This is a genomic window from Myroides odoratimimus, assembly GCF_004337635.1.
Classification (GTDB): Bacteria; Bacteroidota; Bacteroidia; order Flavobacteriales; family Flavobacteriaceae; genus Flavobacterium; species Flavobacterium odoratimimum.
Genome location: NZ_CP037427.1, coordinates 1,658,197 through 1,682,651 on the forward strand (window position 1 = coordinate 1,658,197; position 24,455 = coordinate 1,682,651).

Annotated in this window: 18 protein-coding genes; 8 read left to right on the plus strand and 10 right to left on the minus strand. The window is 35.0% G+C overall.

What is annotated here, in order from left to right; translation table 11 throughout:
* Positions 1 to 79: 79 nt before the first annotated feature.
* Both rpmA and rplU read right to left on the minus strand, forming a co-directional pair.
* Positions 80 to 340 carry a 50S ribosomal protein L27 gene (gene rpmA, locus E0Z07_RS07650; RefSeq protein ID WP_006257409.1) on the minus strand — a complete coding sequence of 87 codons (261 nt, stop codon included), beginning with the start codon at positions 338 to 340 and terminating at the stop codon, positions 80 to 82.
* Between the two features lie 24 nt (positions 341 to 364).
* Positions 365 to 727 carry a 50S ribosomal protein L21 gene (rplU, locus tag E0Z07_RS07655; protein WP_006257408.1) on the minus strand — a complete coding sequence of 121 codons (363 nt, stop codon included), beginning with the start codon at positions 725 to 727 and terminating at the stop codon, positions 365 to 367.
* 369 nt (positions 728 to 1,096) lie between these two features.
* Here rplU and E0Z07_RS07660 point away from each other — a divergent pair, with 369 nt between their 5' ends.
* The 3 genes from E0Z07_RS07660 (at position 1,097) to E0Z07_RS07670 (ending at position 4,945) form a co-directional block, all read left to right on the plus strand.
* The gene (locus E0Z07_RS07660; RefSeq protein ID WP_006257407.1) at positions 1,097 to 2,416 is read left to right on the plus strand and encodes a M16 family metallopeptidase; all 1,320 of its coding nucleotides are present in this window, start codon (positions 1,097 to 1,099) and stop codon (positions 2,414 to 2,416) included.
* 19 nt (positions 2,417 to 2,435) lie between these two features.
* Positions 2,436 to 4,487 (plus strand): M16 family metallopeptidase, encoded by a 2,052-nt coding sequence (locus E0Z07_RS07665; protein WP_006257406.1) that lies wholly within the window; start codon positions 2,436 to 2,438, stop codon positions 4,485 to 4,487.
* A 98-nt stretch (positions 4,488 to 4,585) separates the two neighbouring features.
* Positions 4,586 to 4,945, plus strand: a complete 360-nt coding sequence (locus E0Z07_RS07670) for a heavy-metal-associated domain-containing protein (protein WP_006257405.1) — start codon at positions 4,586 to 4,588, stop codon at positions 4,943 to 4,945.
* Positions 4,946 to 5,242: 297 nt separating this feature from the next.
* Here E0Z07_RS07670 and gldD read toward each other — a convergent pair whose 3' ends face one another.
* The 3 genes from gldD to mutY are packed head-to-tail and all read right to left on the minus strand — an operon-like array spanning position 5,243 to position 7,392.
* Positions 5,243 to 5,833: a gliding motility lipoprotein GldD gene (gene gldD / locus E0Z07_RS07675; protein ID WP_006257404.1), complete on the minus strand. Its 591-nt coding sequence runs from the start codon at positions 5,831 to 5,833 to the stop codon at positions 5,243 to 5,245.
* Positions 5,834 to 5,873: 40 nt separating this feature from the next.
* A complete protein-coding gene (locus E0Z07_RS07680) occupies positions 5,874 to 6,317 on the minus strand; it encodes a single-stranded DNA-binding protein (RefSeq protein ID WP_006260551.1) in 444 nt (147 codons plus the stop codon).
* Positions 6,318 to 6,321: 4 nt separating this feature from the next.
* Complete coding sequence (gene mutY, locus E0Z07_RS07685) at positions 6,322 to 7,392, minus strand: A/G-specific adenine glycosylase (protein WP_131540537.1); 1,071 nt, start codon at positions 7,390 to 7,392, stop codon at positions 6,322 to 6,324.
* A 117-nt stretch (positions 7,393 to 7,509) separates the two neighbouring features.
* Here mutY and E0Z07_RS07690 point away from each other — a divergent pair, with 117 nt between their 5' ends.
* Together E0Z07_RS07690 and E0Z07_RS07695 are read left to right on the plus strand one after the other, a co-directional pair.
* Positions 7,510 to 7,806, plus strand: coding sequence for an HU family DNA-binding protein (locus E0Z07_RS07690; RefSeq protein ID WP_006257401.1), 297 nt, complete (start codon positions 7,510 to 7,512; stop codon positions 7,804 to 7,806).
* Positions 7,807 to 8,094: 288 nt separating this feature from the next.
* Positions 8,095 to 9,651: an Rne/Rng family ribonuclease gene (locus E0Z07_RS07695; RefSeq protein ID WP_006257397.1), complete on the plus strand. Its 1,557-nt coding sequence runs from the start codon at positions 8,095 to 8,097 to the stop codon at positions 9,649 to 9,651.
* Positions 9,652 to 10,122: 471 nt separating this feature from the next.
* Here E0Z07_RS07695 and pbpC read toward each other — a convergent pair whose 3' ends face one another.
* From pbpC to E0Z07_RS07710, 3 genes are read right to left on the minus strand one after another with little or no spacing between them, the layout of a single operon-like run.
* Entirely contained in the window at positions 10,123 to 12,501 is a 2,379-nt protein-coding gene (pbpC, locus tag E0Z07_RS07700; protein WP_006262781.1) for a penicillin-binding protein 1C, read from the minus strand.
* A gap of 59 nt (positions 12,502 to 12,560) precedes the next feature.
* Entirely contained in the window at positions 12,561 to 18,083 is a 5,523-nt protein-coding gene (locus E0Z07_RS07705; RefSeq protein ID WP_131540538.1) for an alpha-2-macroglobulin family protein, read from the minus strand.
* Between the two features lie 16 nt (positions 18,084 to 18,099).
* On the minus strand, positions 18,100 to 18,543 hold the full coding sequence (locus E0Z07_RS07710; protein WP_006257394.1) for a nucleoside deaminase: 444 nt from the start codon (positions 18,541 to 18,543) through the stop codon (positions 18,100 to 18,102).
* A 72-nt stretch (positions 18,544 to 18,615) separates the two neighbouring features.
* On the opposite strand from E0Z07_RS07710, the gene E0Z07_RS07715 reads away from it, so the two are divergent.
* From E0Z07_RS07715 to E0Z07_RS07725, 3 genes are read left to right on the plus strand one after another with little or no spacing between them, the layout of a single operon-like run.
* Positions 18,616 to 20,382: a 1-deoxy-D-xylulose-5-phosphate synthase gene (locus tag E0Z07_RS07715; RefSeq protein WP_058699261.1), complete on the plus strand. Its 1,767-nt coding sequence runs from the start codon at positions 18,616 to 18,618 to the stop codon at positions 20,380 to 20,382.
* A 3-nt stretch (positions 20,383 to 20,385) separates the two neighbouring features.
* Positions 20,386 to 21,585, plus strand: a complete 1,200-nt coding sequence (locus tag E0Z07_RS07720; protein ID WP_131540539.1) for a DUF3078 domain-containing protein — start codon at positions 20,386 to 20,388, stop codon at positions 21,583 to 21,585.
* Positions 21,586 to 21,597: 12 nt separating this feature from the next.
* Entirely contained in the window at positions 21,598 to 22,305 is a 708-nt protein-coding gene (locus E0Z07_RS07725; protein WP_131540540.1) for a porin family protein, read from the plus strand.
* Here E0Z07_RS07725 and E0Z07_RS07730 read toward each other — a convergent pair.
* Together E0Z07_RS07730 and rpoN are read right to left on the minus strand one after the other, a co-directional pair.
* The gene (locus E0Z07_RS07730; protein WP_225581563.1) at positions 22,293 to 22,697 is read right to left on the minus strand and encodes a phosphatase PAP2 family protein; all 405 of its coding nucleotides are present in this window, start codon (positions 22,695 to 22,697) and stop codon (positions 22,293 to 22,295) included. The genes E0Z07_RS07725 and E0Z07_RS07730 overlap by 13 nt on opposite strands.
* 223 nt (positions 22,698 to 22,920) lie before the next feature.
* Positions 22,921 to 24,375, minus strand: a complete 1,455-nt coding sequence (gene rpoN / locus E0Z07_RS07735) for an RNA polymerase factor sigma-54 (protein ID WP_006257389.1) — start codon at positions 24,373 to 24,375, stop codon at positions 22,921 to 22,923.
* Between the last annotated feature and the right edge of the window lie 80 nt (positions 24,376 to 24,455).

The window sequence follows — 24,455 nt, forward strand, 5'->3', positions numbered from 1 at the left end:
AAAAGGCGCTATAACTACTTATAGCGCCTTCTCTATGTTTTCTATTTATTTGTCTTAAACAAATAAATAAGTTTGATTCTTAAGCTTCAAATGGTAAAATAGAAACGTAAGACTTGTTGTCTTTTTTCTTTTGGAATTTAACAACACCGTCAACTTTTGCATGTAAAGTATGATCTTTCCCCATGTAAACGTTTTCACCAGCATTGTGCTTAGAACCTCTTTGTCTAACGATGATATTTCCAGCGATAGCTGCTTGACCACCATAAATCTTAACGCCTAAACGTTTCGATTCTGATTCTCTACCATTCTTAGAACTACCTACACCTTTTTTGTGTGCCATGACGTTTTAAATTTAGTTTGTTAATTACTCAGCTGCTTCAGCAGTTTCTTTTTTAGTTGCTTTCTTTTTAGCTCCTCCTGCATTGATTCCCTCAATAACAATTTGAGTTAAAGCTTGTCTGTGTCCGTTTTTCTTTTTGTAACCTTTTCTTCTTTTCTTTTTGAAAACGATTACTTTGTCACCTTGTAGGTGTTGTAAAACTTTAGCTTCCACAGAAGCACCTTCTATAGCTGGGGCGCCTAGAGTGATGTTGTTGTTGTCATCAACTAAAAGAACTTTGTCAAAAGTAACTTTTGATCCTTCTTCAGTTGCTAAACGGTGTACATACACTTTTTGGTCTTTGCTAACTTTGAATTGTTGCCCTGCTATCTCTACGATTGCGTACATAACAAAAAATTAAAATGTTTATTAAGGGTGCAAATATACATTTAATTTCTTATTTACAAAAGTTTTACACCTCCCATTTAGAATATTTTTTATTTCTATTTTGGTGTAAATGAGTTAGTTCTGTTATACTTCATTATCTTATAAAGTTTGCTTAAGGCGAGGTGTGATAGATCATTAGTAGTAGATCTATGCCTTTGATGGCGGTGTTATCTGTTTGATGAAGTTTATTTAGTACTGTCGATGAATGTCAATTTGGTGGTGTATAGGACTGTTTATTTAATAAAATATAAAAATATTTTAGAAATAGTGTAACATAATTTAAAATATGGCTACTTATTAGGTTATAACCTAATTTCAAAATATTGTAGAATGAAAAAATCTTTATTGGTTTTAGGCTCATTATTCTTCGGAATATCTGCCTTAGCTCAAAAAGTGGAATTCGAGCAGTACACTTTAGATAACGGATTACACGTTATCTTACATCAAGACAAATCGGCTCCTGTAGTAGTGACATCAGTGATGTATCATGTAGGGGCTAAAGATGAAAACCCTGATAGAACAGGATTTGCTCACTTTTTTGAACACTTATTGTTTGAAGGAACGAAGAATATCGAGCGCGGTGAGTGGTTTAAGATAGTAACTGCTAATGGGGGGAATAATAATGCTAATACTTCTGATGACCGTACTTATTATTATGAAGTATTCCCTTCTAATAATTTAGAGCTTGGACTTTGGATGGAGTCTGAGCGTCTGATGCACCCTATCATTAATCAGATAGGTGTAACTACTCAGAATGAAGTAGTAAAAGAAGAAAAGAGACTACGTGTAGATAATCAACCTTATGGTCAATTATTCTCAGAGGTGAAGAAAAATCTATTCGTTAAGCACCCTTATCGCTGGGCACCTATTGGATCTATGGAACACTTAGATGCTGCTACTTTAGATGAGTTCTTAGCTTTTAACAAGAAGTTTTATTTACCAAATAACGCTGTTTTAGTTGTAGCTGGTGATTTTGAGAAAGATCAAGCAAAAACGTGGATTAAACAATATTTTGGACCTATTGCTAAAGGAAGTCCTGTTGTAAAAAACAAATTTGAGGAAGCTCCTATAACAAAAGAAATTCACGCTGAGTTTCAAGATCCGAATATTCAACTTCCAATGTTAGTAGAAGCATATCGTACACCATCTATGAAGACTCGTGATGCTCGTGTGTTAGATATGATCTCGTCTATTTTATCAGGAGGGAAAAGTTCTAGATTGTATAAAAAAGTAGTTGACCAAAAGAAGATGGCTTTAGAAATGGCTTCATTTAACTTAAGTCAAGAAGATTATGGAATCTACTTTATTTACGGTATTCCGATGCAAGGTTTTGCTTCGGCTGATTTAATTAAAGAGATTGATGAAGAAATCGAGAAATTACAGACTGAGTTGATTTCAGAGCGTGACTTCCAGAAACTTCAGAACGTTTTCGAAAAGCAATATGTTGATTCTAACTCTAATGTAGAAGGATTAGCTGAGAATCTTGCTTCTTATTACCTATTGTACGGTGATGTTAATCTAATTAATACGAATATAGATATCTATAGAAGTATCACTAGAGAAGAGATTCGCGATGTAGCTAAAAAATACCTGAATAAAAATCAAAGGTTAATTTTGGATTATATCCCTACAAAGAAAGCTAATAACTAATTTTAACTGTAGACTAGAAATGAAAAAAATATATATTTATGCTGCAAGTGTAGTGTTTGCTTTGGCAGCTTTAGAAGTACAAGCTCAAGATAGAAAACAGCCTGTAGCGGGGCCTGCGCCAGTAGTACATGTAGGACAGCCTACCTCTTTTGTATTAAAGAATGGGATGAAGGTGATGGTTGTTCAGAATACGAAGTTACCTCGAGTATCTTATACATTGAGTATTGATAACCCACTTATTTATGATGGGGAGAAAGCAGGAGTAGCTTCTATCTTATCTGAGATGTTGGGGAATGAGACTAAGAAGATGAATAAAGATCAGTTCTTAGAAGAAATAGATTTCTTGGGGGCTAGAATTAATTTCCATACAGGCGGTGCTTCAGCGAATGGATTGTCTAAACACAATGAGACTATTCTAAACTTATTAGCTGATGGAGTAATCAACTCTGTGCTGACACAAGAAGAATTCGATAAGGCTAAAGCAAAAGCTATCGAAGGTGTGAAGTCTGGTGAGAACAGTGTGACTAATATTGCTCGTAGAGTAGAAGACGCTGTGCTATACGGAAAGAATACTCCAGTGGGTGAATTCGAAACGGAGAAGACATTAAACAATGTGACTTTTGCTGATGTTCAAGCATACTTTAAGAAATATTATTCTCCTGAGAACGCTTACTTAGTAGTAGTAGGTGATATTGATTATAAAAAGACAGAGAAGTCTATCAAGGGGCTTTTTGAGGCTTGGAATAAATCGAATACACAGTATAAAGATGTTGCCTATAAAGGGAATGTTAGTGCTACAGAGATTAACTTCGTAGATATGCCTAATGCTGTTCAGTCTGAGATAGCATTAGTAAATGAGGTTGAATTAAAAATGACAGACAAGGATTATTTTGCTGTTATTTTGGCTAACCAAATTCTTGGAGGTGGAGGAGAAGGCCGTCTTTTCTTAAACTTGCGTGAAGCACATGGTTGGACGTATGGAGCGTACTCTTCTATAAGTCCATCTCGTAAGTATCCTGGTAAATTTAGAGCCACAGCTGCAGTGCGTAACGTGGTTACAGATAGCGCTGTAACAGAGTTTGTAAAAGAGATAGACCTTATCCGTACGACTCCTGTTAAAGAAGATGAACTAAAGTTAGCGAAAGCTAAATATGTAGGGGACTTCGTGATGGAAATCCAGAAACCTGCTACTGTAGCTAGATATGCTCTTAATAAAGAGTTGTATAAACTTCCAGCTGATTTTTATGAGAACTACATTAAGAATATCAATGCTGTAACGATAGCAGATGTACAGAAAGCTGCTCAGAAGTATTTCCTTAAGGATAATATGCGTATCGTTATCGTAGGTAAAGGTAGTGACGTATTATCAGGATTAGAGAAATTAGGCTATCCTATTAAGTACTATACTAAAGAGGCTGATGAAGCTAGTAAGCCAGACTTTAGTAAAGCAGTACCTGCTGGAGTAACTGTTAATTCTGTAGTAGATAAATATTTGAACGCTATCGGTGGAGAGAAGAAAGTAGCAGAGATCAAATCTGTTGCCATAACTAGTACTGCTGAAGTACAAGGGATGAAACTAGAATCTATATCTAAAATGAAAGAGGGATATATCTTAGTAGAGCAGAAGATGATGGGGAATACTTTATCTAAGCAAGTAGTGACTCCAAAAGCTGGTTATGTAATGCAACAAGGCCAAAAACTGGAACTTACAGGTGATAAATTAGCTGAAGTACAAAGTGAAGCAACAATTTTTCCTGAGTTAAAAATGAAAGCTAATAAAAGTGCTATTGTTACTGGTGTAGAGTCTTTTAATGGTAAAGATGCTGTAGGTGTTAAAGTTGGTAAGTCTGTTTACTATTATGACTTGACTACTGGACTTAAAGTAGGTGCTGTAATGACTCAAGAGCAAGGTGGCCAAGTAATGAATATGACTACTAAGTATGAGGATTATAAAGAAGTGAAAGGGGTAAAAATACCTTTTAAACAAGTATTAAATGTAGGAATAGAGATTGTTAATATCGTTACAGATGTTAAAATCAACGAAGGAGTTACTGACGAGGATTTTAAATAATTGATTATCTAAATAATAGAATTGAAAAAGCAACTGAATTATCGGTTGCTTTTTTTATTTTTGTACTATCAAGAATGTAATTTTAAAATACCACAAAGATGAAAATAGTAAAGTCAATAGGCTTCATGATGTTAGGAGCTATATTATTAGTATCGTGTAAGAATGAAGAGAAGACGGCTGATGCGTCAGTATCTACTGCATCTACAGAAGTAGCTGGTAATGTGGAGCACACTACATTTAAGATCGATGGAATGACGTGTGAGATAGGATGCGCCAAGCTAATAGAAGGTAAGTTAGCAGGGTTAGACGGAGTGAAGTTAGCTAAAGTAGACTTTGATACTAAGACTGCAGAGATAGACTATGATGAGTCTAAGCAGAGTGTAGAGTCATTAGTAGGTACTGTAGAGAAGATCGCTAATGGGATTTATAAGGTAGAGAGCGTTAGTGCTACTAAATAATAAGAATAATATAAGAGTAGGGGCATTCCTCATCTGTTTAAATATTTGATCTAAAGCGAGTGTGTTGATACATACTCGCTTTTTTTATTGGTTTTAATGCGAGTGAGTCCGTTGTGAGTCCGTTATGAGTCCGTAGTGAGTCCGTAGTGAGTCCGTTATTTTGGATGTTTTATCGGAGTTATGATGTACTGATGATGTAGAAATATAGTTAACATGACGCAGAAGACTCCTATAAAAACAAAATGGAACTAATCTATACAGACTAGCTCCATCGGAATATAAAAATCGAGATGTATTCTATTTAATAGCAGGTGTGTTTACCTCCTGTTTACTAGTCCATTTAAGTGTCTCTAGTAGTGTTCTCATATCTTTCTTTACATATTCTGTGGCAGGTAAGATAGAGTCATAGTTTGGTTTAGCATAGAAGTATAGAGAGGCTACGATAAAGTTTTTTATACTATCTGTAGCGTAGAACTGTACATTCGTAGCAGCATTTCCCTGTACATCATATAGCATCCCATATACTCTGTCATCAGAGTTGATATAAGGTTGTTCTATAATCTCATCAGCCTTCACGAAGTGCTCATAAGTAAGCTTCTGTGCGTCTTTTAGCAGTAGATTTAAGTTGTTTTCTACAGGCTTATAGTTGATGAAGATGGTAGCCTTCATCTGTGGATAATGTATTTCTAGTGAATTCTTTTTAGTCTCTTTAATAGTAGACCATTGATTTTGACTAAACTCAAAACCGTTTTCGTTTTGATAAGTCTTGTATTCCTGATTAGGATAGTCTAGAGCTAAGAAAGCATTTGGCTTAGGAGTAGTATCCTCTTTGCAGGCAGCGAAGAAGGCTACAGATAATAGTAAAGTGCTTATATATTGGAATTTCATCTTTCTTATTTCGATTAAGGTTTACAAAGTAGTAACCTACTTAAAACGGCAAATTGTCATTATTAGTCTCTTTAGGGATATTAAAATTGTCTACAGCCTCTTTTTTTTCTTCTTCAAACGATGTTTTTTGTCTGTAGTCATTTTCTTTTTTGGTATCTAAGAACATAAACTCTGTTACCATAATCTCTACTGTCTGTCTATTCATGCCATCTTCTCCTTGCCATTGACGGGTGCGTATTCTCCCTTCTACATAGATGCGATCTCCCTTAGATAGATATTTCTCACACACTTCAGCAGCTTTGTTTTTGACGACTAGATTATGCCATTCTGTAGAAGTATATTTTTCTCCGGATGTTTTATTGACATAAACTTCGTTAGTCGCAATCGGAAAACGACCTATACAATTACCATTTTCGAAGTAATGCATCTTGACGTTATCACCTAAGTGACCTATTAATGTAACTTTGTTAAGGGTGCCGTTCATAGTGTTAGGATATTAGTGTTTTTAAATCTAAGGATGTAATAAAGTTATGAATTACAATCGGAAAACCAAATTTATTTAAATCCTCCCAACTCGTTTGTAAAGAAGGCGTTGCTTCTATTTGTACGCACCAGAACTTGATGTGTAACTTCTGATGTGATAGCTGGTGTATGATAGCGTCAATCGTCAGTTCTTTTATCTCCTTTATATATAAGGTGTCGTATCGCTCTCTCAGTGCAGAGTCTATGTCTTCTACATGATGAGTGAAACTGTCGAATACTGGAAATTGGTATAGCTGTTGCCAGATATCTTTAGCTGTGCGTTGTTCTATATGAGTATTACCATCTTTATCAATGAAGATGATGAAGTCTAAATAGCGTTTTTTTACCTTTACCTTGCTTAGTTTGATAGGGAGTACAGCCACCTGATTAGTCTGATAGGCTACACACTCTTTAATATAAGGGCATGATGGACAGTCAGGACTCTTCGGGGTACATTGTATCGCACCGAAGTCCATGATCGCTTGATTAAAGGTCGCAGGGTCATGCTGAGGAATTAGAGTAGCAGCTAGTGCTTGAAATTCTTTCTTAGTAGTATTGGTAGAGATATCAGAAGTGATACCGTATACACGTGATAATACTCTGAATACATTGCCGTCTACTACAGGTACTACTTCATCATAAGCGATAGAGGCTATGGCAGCAGCAGTATATTCTCCTACACCTTTTAATGTAAGTAGTTCTTTATAATTAGGAGGAAATACTCCATTTAGTTCATAGGCTACCTTTTTTGCTGTTGCATGAAGGTTTCTAGCTCTACTGTAGTAGCCAAGTCCTTGCCATAAGCGCATTACATCATCTTCGGGTGCATCTGCTAGATCTTTTACAGTAGGATAAGTGGTTAAAAAGGCTTCAAAATAGGGTAAACCTTGCGCTACTCGCGTTTGTTGCAGTATTATTTCTGATAACCAAATGGCGTAAGGGTTTTTAGTTTCTCTCCAAGGTAAAAAACGTTTGTTTTCTAAGTACCAAGTAATGAGTTTATTAGAAAAAATCATTGTAAAAAGTATTGAACGCAAACTTAAAACTTTATATATTTAAATTTTAATCAATTAAGGTTGAATTATTGGGATATAAATTAATATATTTGCACACTCTAAAAATATCAGACAACAACAAAATAATTTATATCTAAAATGACGAAAGCAGACATTGTAGCTAAAATTTCAGAAAAATTAGGGCTTGAAAAAGGTGAAGTACAGGCAACAGTAGAATCTTTTATGGAAGAAGTAAAAGGATCTTTAGAAGCTGGTGAAAATGTTTATTTAAGAGGTTTCGGTAGTTTTATTATTAAAACTAGAGCTGAGAAAACAGGAAGAAATATCTCTAAAAACACAACTATCAGAATCCCTGCACACAATATCCCAGCATTCAAACCAGCTAAGGTGTTTGTAGAAGGCGTAAAGTCAAACACAGAAGTAAAAGTAAAATAATTTATTAATCTCTAAATTACACACATTATGCCAAGTGGTAAAAAAAGAAAAAGACATAAGGTAGCGACGCACAAACGTAAAAAAAGAGCGAGAGCTAACCGTCACAAAAAGAAAAAGTAGTTTAAAACTACTTTTTTCTTTTAGTAGAAAAAAGATACTGAAAAAACTTGCCTTGCAAAAGGTAAGTTTTCCAGATAGAAATATCTGTATTAATGTTTAATCCATCTATACAAACTCATTTGGTCTTTTAGACATCGTAATGGATGAGTATGGATAAAAATGTACAGTGTGAATAAAGAGCTAATTGTTAGGTCGAATTCTGATACAGTAGATTTTGCCTTATTAAAAGATGGAAAACTAATTGAACTACACAGGGAGAGAGAAGAGAGTGAAGATGATGGTTTTCAAGTTGGCGATATCTTTATCGCTAAGATTAGAAAACCTGTAGCAGGACTTAATGCTGCATTCGTTCACGTAGGCTTTGAGAAGGATGCTTTCTTGCATTACCATGATCTAGGTCCTAACCTTCGAACTTTGCTGAAGTTCACTAAACTTGTAAGCGGAGGTAAATTAAAAGATTACTCCTTAAAGAACTTTCCTTTTGAGGAAGAAATTGATAAAGATGGAGTGGTTAGTGATGTATTAAGTGCTAATCAGTCTTTATTAGTTCAGATTGTTAAAGAACCTATTTCTACTAAAGGACCTCGTATTAGTTCTGAACTTTCTATAGCAGGACGTTATGTAGTCTTAGTTCCTTTCTCTAATAGAATCTCTATTTCTCAAAAGATAGAATCTAAAGAAGAAAAAGAACGTCTAAAGAAACTTCTTCAAACAATCAAACCAAAGGGATTTGGAGTAATAGTACGTACAGTGGCAGAGGGAATGAAGGTAGCTGAGATCGAAAAAGATCTGCAGAACCTAATGACTCGCTGGAACAATATGTGCAAAAAATTAAGCGTAGCTCATCATCCTTCTAAAGTATTAGGAGAGGTTAATAAAGCATCATCTATTCTTAGGGATGTGTTTAATGATACTTTCACGGGTATCATGACTGATGATGAAGATATGTATTACCAAACGAAAGACTATTTGCAAGAGATAGCTCCTTCGAAAGTTTCTATTGTGAAGCACTATCAATCATTAGAAGTTCCGATTTTCGAAAAGTATAATATCGAACGTCAGATCAAGACTTCTTTTGGTAGAACTGTTTCTATGAGTAAGGGAGCTTATTTAATCATAGAACATACAGAGGCGTTACACGTCATAGATGTAAACAGTGGAAATCGCTCAAACAAAGCTCAGTCTCAAGAAGACACTGCCCTTGAAGTTAACCTTATCGCTGCAGCTGAGATAGCTAGACAGCTTAGATTAAGAGATATGGGTGGAATTATCGTAGTAGATTTTATTGATATGGGAAATCCAGAGAATAGAAAGACACTATACGACTTCTTAAAAGAAGAAATGAGTGATGATAAAGCAAAACACAAGATCTTGCCTCCTAGTAAATTTGGATTAATTCAAATCACTAGACAACGTGTTAGACCTGAAGTTAATATTGAAACAAGAGAGGAAGATCCGAATGAACACGGTGAAATCGAAGCTCCTATTCTTGTTATTGACAAAATAAAGGCTGACCTAGAAAATATTATTTCGAAAGATAAGTCGAAAAAAATTATCTTAAATACGCATCCATTCGTTGCTGCTTATTTAACTAAAGGAATTCCATCTATTAGAGCTAAGTGGTACTTAGAGTTTAAAAAATGGGTTAAAGTAATTCCACGTGACGCTTACACGTATCTAGAATACCATTTCTTAGATGATAAAGGAAATGAACTTTCAGAATAACAAAAAAACCACTAGTCGGAGATTAGTGGTTTTTTTGTTTCTAACCTTTTTATGGGACACTAGCCTTTTAATAATCAAATATTCTTTTCTTAAAAAAGTGATGTAAAACTGGGTGAAGTCACTTTTTGTCTTTTTTAATACCAGTGTTATACTTATAAGGTATAGTTTTTTAAATAATAATTTATGTCAGTGAGTGTAGAAGAATGTTTGCTTTCTAGCTATTGTGTTTATTATTAGTAGTTTATTTGTGGTGTTTTCTATCTTATGATTTGCTTTGTATAATTTTTTAAACTCTTAAAAAAGTAATTTAGTCATATAAAAGGTTTTACTATAAGTGTTTGTCGTTTACTCGTATGATTTAGAAATTTTTATCATCCTGAATAAGCATACAGATATAAAATAGAAAAAGAAGAAGAGAAGCTGTTTTGAGTGCGAGTGATGAGTAGAGGAGCTATGTTTAGCTCCTCTATTTTATTTAGGGCTACTGAGTTCTAATGTGATTTGAATCGTTTTAGTATTTCCATCAGCATCTACTATGGTTAAATAGTGTATGCCTGGATCTGCCTGTATAGCTTGCTCATGAAATAATGAGGTCTCGCCTAAGTATTCTTCATCTAGGTACCAGTATAGTGTTTTAGCAGGGTTGCTGGTTGCTGCTTTAGCTATAAAGGGCTGCACATTAGAATAGAAGTCTTTAGTTAGATAGATTAGATCATTGTGCTTAGGATAGATAAACTCTGTCGTATTCTGTGTGCTATAATCTATACAGTCTGGTCTATAAGGAGGAAGGTCTTTATAATCACTGTGATGTCGCTTATAGAAGTGAGCCATAGTCGGAGGTAAGATGAACCAAGGTTGATTCATGATATTGTCAATGGGTTCACACATACTGTTGACCTGATAGCTCATTGACTGATCTAGGTGAACAAGTTTGTGATAAGGGCATAGCTCCGTCTTTTTAGCACGATAAGGTACTAGTTCTGTTCTCTTGTCACAGTATGGGCCAGCTAGGTATCCTGATTGGGTACATACTTCTATCTCTTCCATGTCGTTTAACGGTTGTTCAAACCAGCTCGTACGTGGTAATAAATTAAATACGTCAAATAGTATAGGACCAGCCATACGCACTCCACTGATAGATGGACGACCTTCTCCTGAGGCATTCCCTACCCAGATGCCTACTACATACTTTTTATTAACACCGACTGCCCATGCATCTCTACCTCCAAAGCTTGTACCTGTCTTCCAAGCTATTTTAAGCGATGAGTCATAGTATCTCCATGCTTCATCTCCTTCTGGTCGATTAACTTGTGTAAGTGCTTTAAAAGTGTTGTAAATAGCTCCTGCGCCAAGATGTGCTTTCTCTTTGCTATCCTGTCCAAAGTCAAGCTGAATGTTTTTATTCCAGTTTAAGTCTTGTATTTCGTTGCTTCTATATTGACCTTTTGTTCTATTGTAATAGTTAAGGGTAGAAGCTAGTCCTGTATATGCTTTCGTTATCTCCCATAGATTGCTCTCCGCTCCTCCTAATATCAGGGATAGACCATAGTGATTAGGGTGTTTAGAAATAGATTTAAAGCCCAAGTTTTGCAATTGATTATAGAATCTATAGATACCATATTTCTGAAGCATTAATACAAAAGGAATATTTAGTGATCTAAATAAGGCTTCGTCTGCTGGTACTGCTCCTTCATAAGAGCTATTAAAGTTCTCAGGTTTATAGCCCGATATCACTACAGGTATATCAGCAGCTAATGTTTTGGGTAGGAGTTCTGCATCATCTAGCATACTCGCGTACAAGAAGGGTTTAATGATACTCGCTGTACTGCGCTGTGCATGGATGATGTCTACATCTTTTTTATGTTGTACTGTAGTAGGGGTATTTCCTACATAGCTGATGATATCACGTGTTTCTACATCTATGACGATAACAGCCATATTATAGATTTCTGTTTGACTATAATTAAAATAATACCCCTTCACGATATCATTGACACGTTGTTGAATATTATAGTCTATCGTAGTATGATTTCTCTCTTGACTATTTGTCTTAGCTACATACTGTAATAGGTGAGGTGCTATCTGAGGTAGCTCATGAGGCTTCTGAGGTAGAGGCTCTTCTAATGCTAGTAGATAGGTGCTCTCATCAAAAGTGCCTTTGTCTAGTAACTTTTTCAGTAAGGCATTTCTTTTTTTAAGTAATGTTTCTTGGTTTTTTCCTGGGTATATTAAGCTTGGAGCGTTTGGTAACACTGCTAATGTAGCGCTTTCTGCCCAAGATAACTGTTCTGGTGTTGTCCCAAAATAACGCCAAGCAGCTACTTCTATACCTACCACATTACCTCCAAAAGGGGCATGCGATGCGTATAGGCTTAATATTCTATCCTTACTATACTTAAACTCTAGGCGAGTAGCTTGTATCGCTTCAATAAGTTTCTCTGAATAGCTTCGTTTCTTACCATCTCTAGATAGACGAATAGTCTGCTGTGTAAGTGTACTTCCTCCTCTGACTACCTTGTCAGACTGAAGATTAGCTCTAAAGGCTTTTATCATTGACACGGGGTTAACTCCCCAGTGATAGTAAAAGTATTCGTCTTCGAAGGCAATAATACACTCCTTAAACTTATAAGGTACAGAGTCTACTTCTGGAAAACGCCATTGTCCATCAGTGGCTATCTGTGCACCGAGAAGTTTATTATCATTACTTTCTATTACGGTGGAATAGGGCTTAGTAAACAATTCGCTAGGTAGCGAAAAGTAATAGAGTACTAAGAGAATAAAAGCGATGATCGTCATCACTTTTCTCTTTAAAGACCATGTTTTCCAATTCAAGTTAGGTTTCAATTTCATATAAAATAAAAATACAGGGAATTTTGTTTCCCTGTATTTATTTAATGATTGTCAATTTATTATTTTACTACTTCTATCCATTGTCCTGCTGTACGGCATCTGTATGAATTGTCATACATCGCTTCTGCATAGACTCCTGGCATATAATACTTACCTAGGTAAGATGCATTTAATACTACTCTTAATGTCTTTGTCTCTCTTGGATTAAGACTGAAGTAGAAGTTAGAACGGTCATCTCTGATATCTGTGTGTTGTACAGGATTACTCACTTCACCAGCATCTGTGTATCTCAGGTTTACAATCTCCCATCCAGATGGGATAATCTGTGTCAATGCTACATTATCAATGCTGTTAACAGTAGTATTCGTAATCGTAATATAAGCAGAGAACTCTGTTCCTTGGCTCAACTGAGTAGGGTTAATTACTTGCTGACTTGCATCTCTAAACGAGGTGCGAATACTGATATTACTTTCGTCTGTCAATTCTTTTCCTACAGGAAGGATACCACTATAAGCCACACGAGCATAAACAGTAGAGGTGTTCTTATTGACTAAACTAACTTCATTAGTAGAAGATATCGTTTTAAAGTCATACTCATACATATTGTTTTTTGTCGTAGCATTTGTAGTTGTTCCATTATTTGTGAAGTCTACATTGATACCTTCTTTTGATTTATTATTCTTTACATAAGCTGAGATTACGTTTAGTCCGAATGCTGTACTCTGTGTACTCATCCATGTATTAGAACCTAATCTTTTTGCTAATGTGTTTGCATACTCATGCATTAACTTATTATTCGATTTAGTCAGAATAAGTGTTTCTAATGCCATCGCTAATCTTCTCTCATAAGAACCATAATAGTAATACTGAGATTGATTATTCTCTATAATAGGTGAGCTTGCTATTAGTTTATTAGCAGCTTCTTTTTGCCCCGCTAAAGCATAGGCTGCTGCTAGACGTAACTTCGTATCAGCAGAAATACCTGTAGTTTCTCTTAGTCTGTTCATAGAGGCTAAGTCAGCATTACCTGCTAGTGCTAATGTGTATAATCTATAAGCCTGCGCAATATCATTATTATAACGACTGCTGTATGACCATGATCTTACTGCTTTTTGTTGATAAGCGATTGCATTAGCTTTACTTCCAATAGGTAGTGCATATCCTCTTTTCTCAGCTTCGATTAAGAAGTGTAAAATGTATGAAGTGGTCCAGTCATCAGAATAAGAATCACTGCTCCAGTATCTAAAGCTACCATCTGCCATCTGACGTTGAGCTAATGTCTTTAACCCTTCGTTGATATTGCGTTGTAGACTTTCTTTTTTACTCTTACTTACATAAACTAAATCTTCTAAGAAGATCTGAGGGAATACTCCAGAAGTCACCTGCTCACTACATCCGTGAGGATATTTAATCAAGAAGTTTAATCTAGATGTTAGATTAATACCAGGGAAAGTAGATAGCTCTAGAGTAGCTTTATTACTACCTGTCACCCCAAACTTCTCCCATTCGATTTTATTTGTACTGTTCGGTTCTAATACAATATCTTCTGTTTTTACAGTGATAGGATTAGGATTTAGTACATCTAACTCTACTACATAAGTAGCTCTCTCTTTACCAGAGATAGCTTCTATTTCTATCTTAGAGATACCTGTTTTTTGCTGTACTTCTAGGTCACAGTATACTACTTTTTCGTCAGGTTCACTGAATGTTATTTCCTGTGTAGCATTATTCTGAATCTTAAACTTGTCATCTGTTTTTACTTTTACAGTTACATTTTTTACATGACTTTCCATAGCGAATACTGTGATCGGTAGCGTCACTTTCTCTCCTGGTACAGCTCTTCTAGGAAGAGAACCTAATATCATCAGAGGGTTGTTTACTTTGACCGTTTTCTCTACACTTCCGTATGCTTTAGTAGCTACATTAGAAGCAACCACCATCGTACGAACTGATCCTATATACTTAGGTAGTTTTACTTTATGAGTTCCAGTTTTTCCTCCATCAAGAACGAATGGACCTAAGTGGATAACAACAGGTTTAAACCTATTTGCTTTCTTCACTTGACCAGCTCCAAGGTCTTCATCTCCCCCTATGCTGAATACTTGATTAATAGCACCACCATAAGCTCCAATAACGTTGTCATAGATATCCCAAGTACGCACACCTAAGGCAGTTTTGCTATAGAAGTTATCCCATGGATTAGGAGTCTTAAAACGTGTTAGATCTAGTAGACCGTCCTCTACTATGGCTATAGTATAAGTCATTTTTTGACCTGCCTTTTCTTTTACTTGAACAGTGAATTCTTGTTCAGGCTTTAGTTTGTCAGGCATAGTCAGAACAGGCTCTAGTTTAGTTTTCTTATTGTATACATTGATAGGAGCTACTCCATACATACGTATAGGAGAGTTATTTAACGTAGAAGCATGTGGCTGTATAGCAGATACATTGATGTATACATTAGGCGACATCGCTTCTGTAGTAGCGATTTCGAATGTCGTTTCTCCTTTTTGAGTTTTCACCCAATGTGTCTCTAATACAGTAGATCCATTCTCTATAGAGATTAATGCTCTACCACCTTCACTAGAAGGGAAAGATAGCTTTATCTTCTCTCCTGTATTATAATCTTTTTTATCTGTAGCTAGGGCTAATACCGTAGCTTCTTTTCCTTGTGAATGTTTGGTTTTACCAGACCAATAAGGGTAGTCTACATATACCACAGAAGAGGCAATATGTTTACCGTATTTATCACGTGCAACAATCTCATAAGTACCCCAGTCTTGTTCTGGAATAGTCAGAGACATAGTAGCTGTACCGTTAGAAGATGTCGTGTAATCTACCGCATCTTTATACACAGAGTAGTAGTCTGAACTACTATAACTAGATGCTCCATTGTTATTAGAGCTCCACCACCAGTATCCTTTTTTTCTATAAACAGTTACGTTGATATCATGAGGCTTCGGAGCCCCTTGTGCATTCACAGTAACAAAAGAGAATTTAAGTGGTTCGTCTGTTTGATAATATCCGTATTTATTAGCATCAGGTGCCTTTATCCCTACATAGGTATTGTATGGAGAGATCGTAGCTGTAGATACATCAGTAGATACATCACCTCCGTTCTCGTATACCTTAGAAGTAAAGATTGCTTTTAGCATTCCTGTGTTTTCTGGTATATTGTTTAGATTAACAGAAAATGAAAAGTCACCTTCAAAGTCTGTTGATCCTGAGAAAGCATTTATCTCTTGAGAACCATAAGAACTCAAGCTGTTACTAAACGAATATGTTTTATAGTTAGAGAAAGTTGTTGTTTGAGGAAGTAACTTTAGGGTTACTTCAGCTTTTAAGTTTTTAGCAACACTTCCTTGTAACCACTGTACGTTATAGTCGACTCTAGCACTGTTACTATTGCTGTAAACAGTTTTGCCTTCGATTGTGTTTTTAATCTTTAAACGATTCGGTTTTATCGTTTCTATTTTAATTTGCTTGTAAAATTTAGCACCTCCTACACTTACAACTGCCTGCCAATTCCCTGTAAGAGATTCAGGGTTTGTTTTTAAGACATAAGCATAGTGATTATTAGCATTCTTTTTCTGTACTATCTGATCTACTACTTTCCCGTAAGGATCAGAGAAAGTTAGTTTGATCGGGTGGTTAGCAGGTAGAGGATTAGCTAGATCATCAAGAATGAAATCTAGGTAAATGTTGTCTCCTGGTCTCCATACTCCTCTTTCAGTATAGATATATCCATTGATACCTTTTTGTAACGTAGTACCATCTACATCATAGTTACTCATAGATAGAGAGTTTGCCTCATCTATTTTTACATAAGTTGTATTTCTATCATCTTTTATAATAGCAAAGGCAGGTTTCTTTTTCTCTAGGTTAACAATAAGAATACCGTTAGTATCAGTCTTAGCAGAAGTAATTAATTGTTGTCTATACGTATAGAATTCTACTGTCGCTGCCGCAACAGGATCTGTTGTAATCAGATTCGTAACAATTGTTGTATAGATATTATTATTACCACCTTTAATGATTACACCTAAGTCAGTAGCTAATACATTAGTAGCTGCTTTCTCGTGATAGTAGTAGTAAGATTTAGAACATGGGTCATCTTTCTCACTCCAGTCATAGTAATAGTAGTAATCATCATAATACTCATCATCTTGATTTAGTTCTTCATCTATATCTTCATCTATATCCTCATCTGTAGTCTCGCTGTCTTCACTCTCAGCACACCCATATAATGAATATGAACGATCAAAAGAGAACTCCACTCTGTATATCGCTCCTGGATCAGGACTAATAAGAGTAGATAAGTCTAAGGCATAAGTATTGTACTGCATTAATGCTTTAGGATTCGCATTTGTCAGTTTAATCGTAGTTTTTGCGATAGGATCAGCCACTCTGTTAAGGCTGTATTTCCCATCTATATTATTCTCTTGTAAGAATTGAAGAATATTATTTTCGTATATTTTGTAAACTTTTACATCTACAGCTTTTAGTGTAGTAGCTCTAAAGTTTATTTTTAAATTTTCTGAGCTAGGTAATATTGTACCACTGTTGATTAGTTGTACATCAGGTTTAGGAATACCGAAGTTTAGCTCTACTACTTCTGTAGTTAGCGTTTTATTTCCTTTGTTATCTTCAATACCTGAACTGATTCTAATATTAATTTTGTCTTGTAACGGTTTGTCTGCAAATACTTTTAAGACGTTTCCATCTGTTGAGAAAGTTAGTTTTGCATCGTTATTCTCTAAGTCTATTAAACCATTAAAGTCTTGATTCTTCTTAAGAGGGTTCGAAAAGTTAATCCAAAAAGCTTGTGCGTCATCTACAACAGGCTCAACCTTAAAGTGATCAAAGTAATTCTGTTGAGGTACTGTGTGTACTTCAGTGCTTTTAGCCGCGTTATTTACAGGTTTACCATTGATAACAATATCAATAGATGATTCTGAAGGATTTCTCCTAATCTTATTGATTGTGAATTTAAATTCTTTAGCTTCTGTTTTATCATCACTATCAAATTTTAGATCTAAGTTCTTTTTTTCTTGTACTGCTGTTAATACTTTTTTAGCATCAGCAGTAGTTAACCAATCACTTGTAGTCAGTACGCCATTAAGTACATATTCTGTATCTGATACGCTCTGAAGGTCTAATAACTGTGTATGGAATGTCTGAGGTACAGTCATCACCATAAAAGAGAAGTTCTTTAGGGCATCTTCTGTCTCTGTAACTTTGTCTAAATGAAAAGTAATATTATACCTCTGATCTTGTTTTAATCGCTCAGATGGGATAAAACGGATCACGTCTGTAGGTAAGTAGACTACTTTTCCTTTTACAGCTGGAGTGATTGTAAATAGGTCGCTGTCCAACTCCTCATTAGGAGCCCAGTTTTTCCAGTTTTTTGGGATACTGATATCGATAGGATCTTTAGTAGAGATAACACCTGCTGTAAAAGCAAGTATATATTCACTAAAAAGCTTAGGGTTGGATAAGTTGACATTTAAATCCCCATTCTTTTTACAAGACTGGAGCGCTATAAATGCACAACAGATGAGGATAAGTAGATTTCTGAATTTCATAGTTATAAGCAGTTTTTTATTTTCTTTTATTTTCAAAAAACGATTTCATTAAAGCAGTGCATTCCTGTTCAAGAACACCTGAGACTACTTCTGTTCTAGGGTGAAGTTGTCCTCCTATGGCTTTATATCCTCTTTTATCATCAGATGCACCATAAACAATTTTGGTTATTTGACTCCAATAAAGGGCTCCTGCACACATCTGGCAAGGTTCTAAAGTTACGAATAAAGTGCAGTTTTTCAAATATTTAGCGTTTAAGTAATTAGCAGCAGAAGAGATAGCTTGTATCTCTGCATGAGCAGTTACATCGTGTAATAGCTCTGTCAAATTATGACTTTTAGCTATAATTTGGTTATTGGCAACTACGATTGCTCCTACTGGAATTTCTCCCTTATCATACGCTTCTTTTGCTTCGCTTAAAGCAATGCGCATAAAATATTCATCATTGAAAAATGTATCCATTCTTTTGTGTTAACATAAATGCAAACTCAAAAGTAAAAACAAAATTGTAATTTTGTTTTTATTTTATTTAGAATGTCTAAAAACTTACTTGAACATATTAATACTCCGGCTGACTTAAAGAAACTTACAATTGAAGAATTGAAAGGATTAGCTGTGGAGTTGAGAGAATTTATTATTGATATAGTTGCTAGTAAAGAAGGGCATCTAGGAGCGAGCTTAGGAGTGGTAGAATTAACGATTGCACTACATTATGTATTTGATACTCCTGTCGATAATTTAGTTTGGGATGTTGGGCATCAGGCCTATGGGCATAAACTACTAACAGGTAGACAACAAGCATTCCATACCAATAGACAAAAAGGTGGTATTAGTGGATTCCCTTTAAGAGAGGAGAGTGTTTATGATGCTTTTGGAGTAGGACATTCTTCTACTGCTATTTCTGCTATTTTAGGTATGGCTATCGCAGCTAAGTTAAAAGGGGAAGAAGATAGATGTCATATTGCCGTTGTTGGTGATGCGTCTATTGCGTCAGGAATGGCGTTTGAAGGATTGAATCATGCTGGTGTGACAGATACTAATATGCTGGTGGTGCTTAATGATAATGCTATAGGTATAGATCCTAGTGTAGGCGCATTAAAAGATTATTTGACAGCAGTAAAGGATGGAAGTAATCCACGGGCAAATAATATGATTAAGTCTCTAAACTTTGATTATCACGGACCAATAGATGGCCATGATTTACCTAGATTGATAAAAGAACTCGAAAGATTAAAGAATATAAAAGGGCCTAAGTTTCTACATGTTATTACAACAAAAGGAAAAGGGCTAAAACAAGCAGAAGAAGATCAGGTGAAATACCACGCTCCTGGTAAGTTTAATAAAGACACAGGAGAGTTAATACCTAAAAAAGAAAGTGAGTTTCCTTCTAAGTTTCAAGATGTTTTTGGATTGACTTTGGTCGAGCTTGCAGAGGCTAATGAGAAGATAGTAGGTATTACTCCTGCGATGCCTACAGGTAGTTCATTAAAGTTTATGATGGACGCTTATCCAGATAGAGCAATAGATGTTGGGATAGCAGAACAGCATGCAGTAACATTAGCTGCAGGTATGGCTACAGAAGGTCTAATACCGTTCTGTGCTATATATTCTACTTTTTTACAACGTGCATATGATCAGGTTATCCATGATGTAGCTTTACAAAATCTTCCTGTTATATTTTGTTTAGATAGGGCAGGATTAGTGGGTGAGGATGGTGCTACACATCAGGGGGTGTATGATATTGCTTATTTAAATTGCATTCCTAATATGATTATTGCAGCACCTTTAAATGAGTTAGAACTGCGTAATTTATTGTACACAGCTCAATTAGGTCTAAACCATCCGATAGCAATACGTTATCCTAGAGGAAAAGGTGTTATTGAATATTCTTGGAAATTGCCATTTGAGAAAATTAATGTAGGAAGTGTTTCTCAAATCAAAAAAGGAAATAAATTTGCATTTATCTCTACAGGAACTATTGGTAATAATGTAGTTAGAGCAATAGAGTTTTGTGATAGTACTGAGTGGTCACATTATCATTTTATGTTTGTAAAACCATTGAATGAGGAGGTATTACATCGTATCTGTCAGGAGCATGAAAGGATAGTGACATTAGAAGATGGAACTGTAATAGGAGGTTTTGGTAGTATAGTAAGCCAGTTTGTTACCAAGTATTATCCTCATATTGCGGTAGAAATATTAGGAATAAAAGATACATTTATAGAACATGCAACTGTGTTAGAACAACAACAGTTATGTGGAATAGATATAGAAAGTATAGTTGCAATAATAAAGAATTAAGTTTTGGGAAAGATTAAGAAAGGTTTACTTGGTTTAGTTGTATTAGGGAGTTGTTTACAGACGTATGGACAAGAAACGACAGAAAGTAAACAACCAGAAAATAAGAATGTTCAAAATGTAAAGAAAGATACTTTGCGTATAGAAGAGAACCCATATAATCCATTGATGGGAGTGATTCCATATAAAGATTATAGTGGAGGGACGATTATATACGATAAGAATGATAGAGGAGAGCCTTTCTTAAAACCTGCAGTGTATGTAGAGAGAAAGAAACCTAAAATGAATAAGATAAAGACCAATTATAATCCTAATATAAATTTAAGCCTTTTACCTATTAACAATGAAATAATTGGCTATTGGGAAAAAGAAAACCGCTTAGGGTTAGACTTTAATCAGATTGCTTTTGTCAATTGGAGTGCTGGGGGAGATAACTCTATTTCAGGGCTTTTAAAAGGAGAATTTGGCCGTAAGTATATTAAGGGGCGTTTATTGTGGGAGAATACTTTAAATGTGAGATATGGGCTTAATAAGCAGTCTGGAAGAGAATCTCGTAAGACAGATGATGTATTAGAATTAAACTCTGCTTTTGGGTATAAGTCTTCTGCAATTTCTGATTGGTATTATGTAGCGAAGCTAAACTTTAAAACGCAGTTTACCAACGGATATAATTATCCTGATACTGATAATCCTGTATCAGCTTGGTTTGCTCCTGCATACTTATTCGTTGGGGTTGGAGCTGAGTATATAGATCCTAAGACAGAGATGAAGTTTTATATTTCACCATTAACGCATAAAGCAACATTCGTTTTAGATCAGACATTAGCAGATCAAGGAGCATTCGGTGTGACTAAAGCAGAGAAAGATGACTTAGGTAATATTATTAGACGTGGATCTAAGTATAAAGCTGAGATAGGTTTTTTATTGAGTAGTGAATGGAAGAGAGAGATATTTAAAAATATGTTTTATCAACATAAACTAACTTTGTATAGTGATTATCTAAACAACTTTGGTAATGTAAATGTCATGTTTGAGATGAAATTAGACCTTAAGGTTAATGATTATGTACGTGCTAATGTAGGAACGTATATGATTTATGATGATAATGTAAAGAATAAAGTGATGAGGGATGGTGTGCAGGTTATGGAAGGTCCTAAGCTGCAGTTTAAACAAACTTTAGGAGTAGGATTAACTTACGCGTTTTAATTCTAAGAAGCTATGAGAAAATTACTAGTTATAGGTACTGTATTGTTGAGCAGTTTTATCGCTCATGGACAAGAATACATTGAGTCAAACGAAAATATAAATGAAGCTGTTCAGGATTCTTTAAAAACAGTTGATTTTAAATATAGAGAAGATCAGTTTTACTTCGGTATCACACATACTTTAATGCAAGATAAACCTGCTGGCTTTTCTCCAAGTTCTGTATCTATAGGAATGAATGGAGGTTTTTTAAGAGATTTTCCTATTAATAAATCTAGAACAGTGGCTATAGCACCTGGAGTAGGATACTCGTATCTAAACTTAAGAGGTAATCTGGGAATTACAGCAGAGAATGAACATATTATTTTAGGTTCTTATAAGAAAAGTAGTTTATCATTACATGCTATTGATTTTCCTATTGAACTTCGTTGGAGAAACTCAACACCATATAGTCATAAGTTTTGGCGTGTTTATTTAGGATTTAAGGCTAGTTATGTTTTCGGAGATCGTACGAAAACGACTACAGGTGATTACTCTGCTACATTTAAGGGGGATCCTAATGTGAATAAATGGTTGTATGGAGTTTATCTATCAGCAGGATTTAATACATGGAATGTTTATATGTATTATGGATTGAATAATGTATATAAAGATGAGGTATTGAAGTGGGATTCTAATAAACTAAGACTTCTAAATGTAGGAGTAATGTTCTATATTTTATAGTTGATAAAAATATAGACTAGTGAAGGTATAATCCCAATACAAAAACCTTGAATAATTTCTTTAGATGTATGTGCTCTAAGTAGTAATCTAGAACAAGCAACTATCCCGATTAAAAAGACGAAAAGAATTACCCCAATAATATTAGGTTGTTGTAGTTCCACTAGTACATAAATGTAAAACATAAAACTAGTAACTAATGTAGTGATATGGACACTTGACTTCTGTTTTAGTAACCCAAATAATAGAAGTAGGAGATAACTATTCATTAACCCCCAAATATATAAGCGTATTGTATAAGCACTATTGTTATATAGAATATAATCCTTTAGCATAAACAGTAAAACAATGTTGATGATAAAAGGGATGATACGCTCTTTTCTTGAGCTGACCATAACAGAAGTATTGACAAGCTTAAGAGATCTCAATAAAAAGTATATGCATATAGGCAATAGGCAGGTCGTAATTAGAACTTGCCCTAATATAATGGACATTTCTACTGAAGAAAAGTAAAAATAAGCCAATGAAAAATACAATAAAGTCGTTAAGAAAGGGACTGTTATTGGATGAAAAATATAAGAGAATAATTTCGCTGTTTTTTTCATTTAATAATCAGTATTAAATACGTTTACGCATTCTCGCTACAGGAATGTCTAATTGTTCTCTATATTTAGCTACTGTACGTCTAGCGATAGGGTATCCTTTGTCTTTAAGTAACTCTGCTAGCTTGTCATCAGGATAAGGTTTTTTCTTGTCCTCTTCACCGATGATATTTTGTAGTATCTTTTTAATTTCTAATGTAGAGACTTCCTCACCTTGATCATTAACCATTGCTTCAGAGAAGAAGTTCTTGATTAATTTAGTACCATAAGGTGTATCTACATATTTACTGTTAGCTACCCTTGACACGGTAGAGATATCTAGTCCTACTAAATCAGCAATGTCTTTTAAGATCATTGGCTTTAGTTTGGTCTCATCTCCTGTCAGAAAGTATTCTTCTTGGTATTCAACGATAGCGTGCATGGTTACAAATAATGTTTCTTGACGCTGTTTTATTGCGTCGATAAACCATTTAGCACCATCTAGCTTTTGTTTGATGAATTGTACAGCATCTTTCTGTGCACTAGAAGATTTTGCAGATTCCTTATACGACTGTAGCATCTCTTGATAATCTTTAGAGACGTGAAGTTCAGGTGCATTTCTTCCATTTAATAAAAGTTCAAGTTCACCTTCATTAATCTTAATTGTAAAGTCAGGCACTACATGTTCTATAGTGCGTTCATTACCTATATAAGCTCCTCCTGGTTTTGGATTTAGTTTTTCTATTTCATCAATAGCGTTTCTAAGTTTTTCTTTAGAAACACCATATCTCTGTAATAGTTTATCGTAATGTTTTTTTGTAAAAGCATCGAATTGATCTGCTATAATTTCCGTAGCTAGATCTACAGCATCTGACTGTGTTTTGTGTTTTAACTGTAACAGAAGACACTCTTGTAAGTCTCTAGCGCCTACACCAGCAGGGTCTAGTTCTTGTACGATTAGTAATATTCTTTCTACAGTCTCTTCGTCAGTATAGATACCCTGAGTGAATGCTAAGTCATCTACTAGATCTTGAGTTTCACGTCTTAAGTATCCCATATCATCGATACTTCCCACTAAGAACTCTGCAATCTTTCTGTCGCTATCATTTAACATGAAGGTGTTTAATTGATTTAACAGATCTTGATGAAATGATTCATGTGCGATGATAGGCATTTCGTACTCATCATCATCTTTACTGTAGTTATTCGCTTGTAATTTATAGTCAGGAGTTTCATCATCACTTAGATATTCATCTATATTGATGTCTTCTGCTTCTATGCGCTCATTGTCATAGTCTTCAAAGTCATTGTCAAATTCATCCACGTCTGTAGACTCATTTTCTTTACCAGTCTCTAGCGCAGGATTCTCAATTAGCTCTTCCTTCAGCCTTTGTTCAAAAGCTAAAGTGGGTAATTGTATTAACTTCATCAACTGGATTTGTTGAGGAGATAATTTTTGAGATAATTTGAGTTGTAAACTTTGTTTAAGCATTCTTTTGAATATTAATTACAAATAAAAAAAATGTTTACTTTAAAACATAATCTTTTTCAAATTTAATGAAAATATGTGAT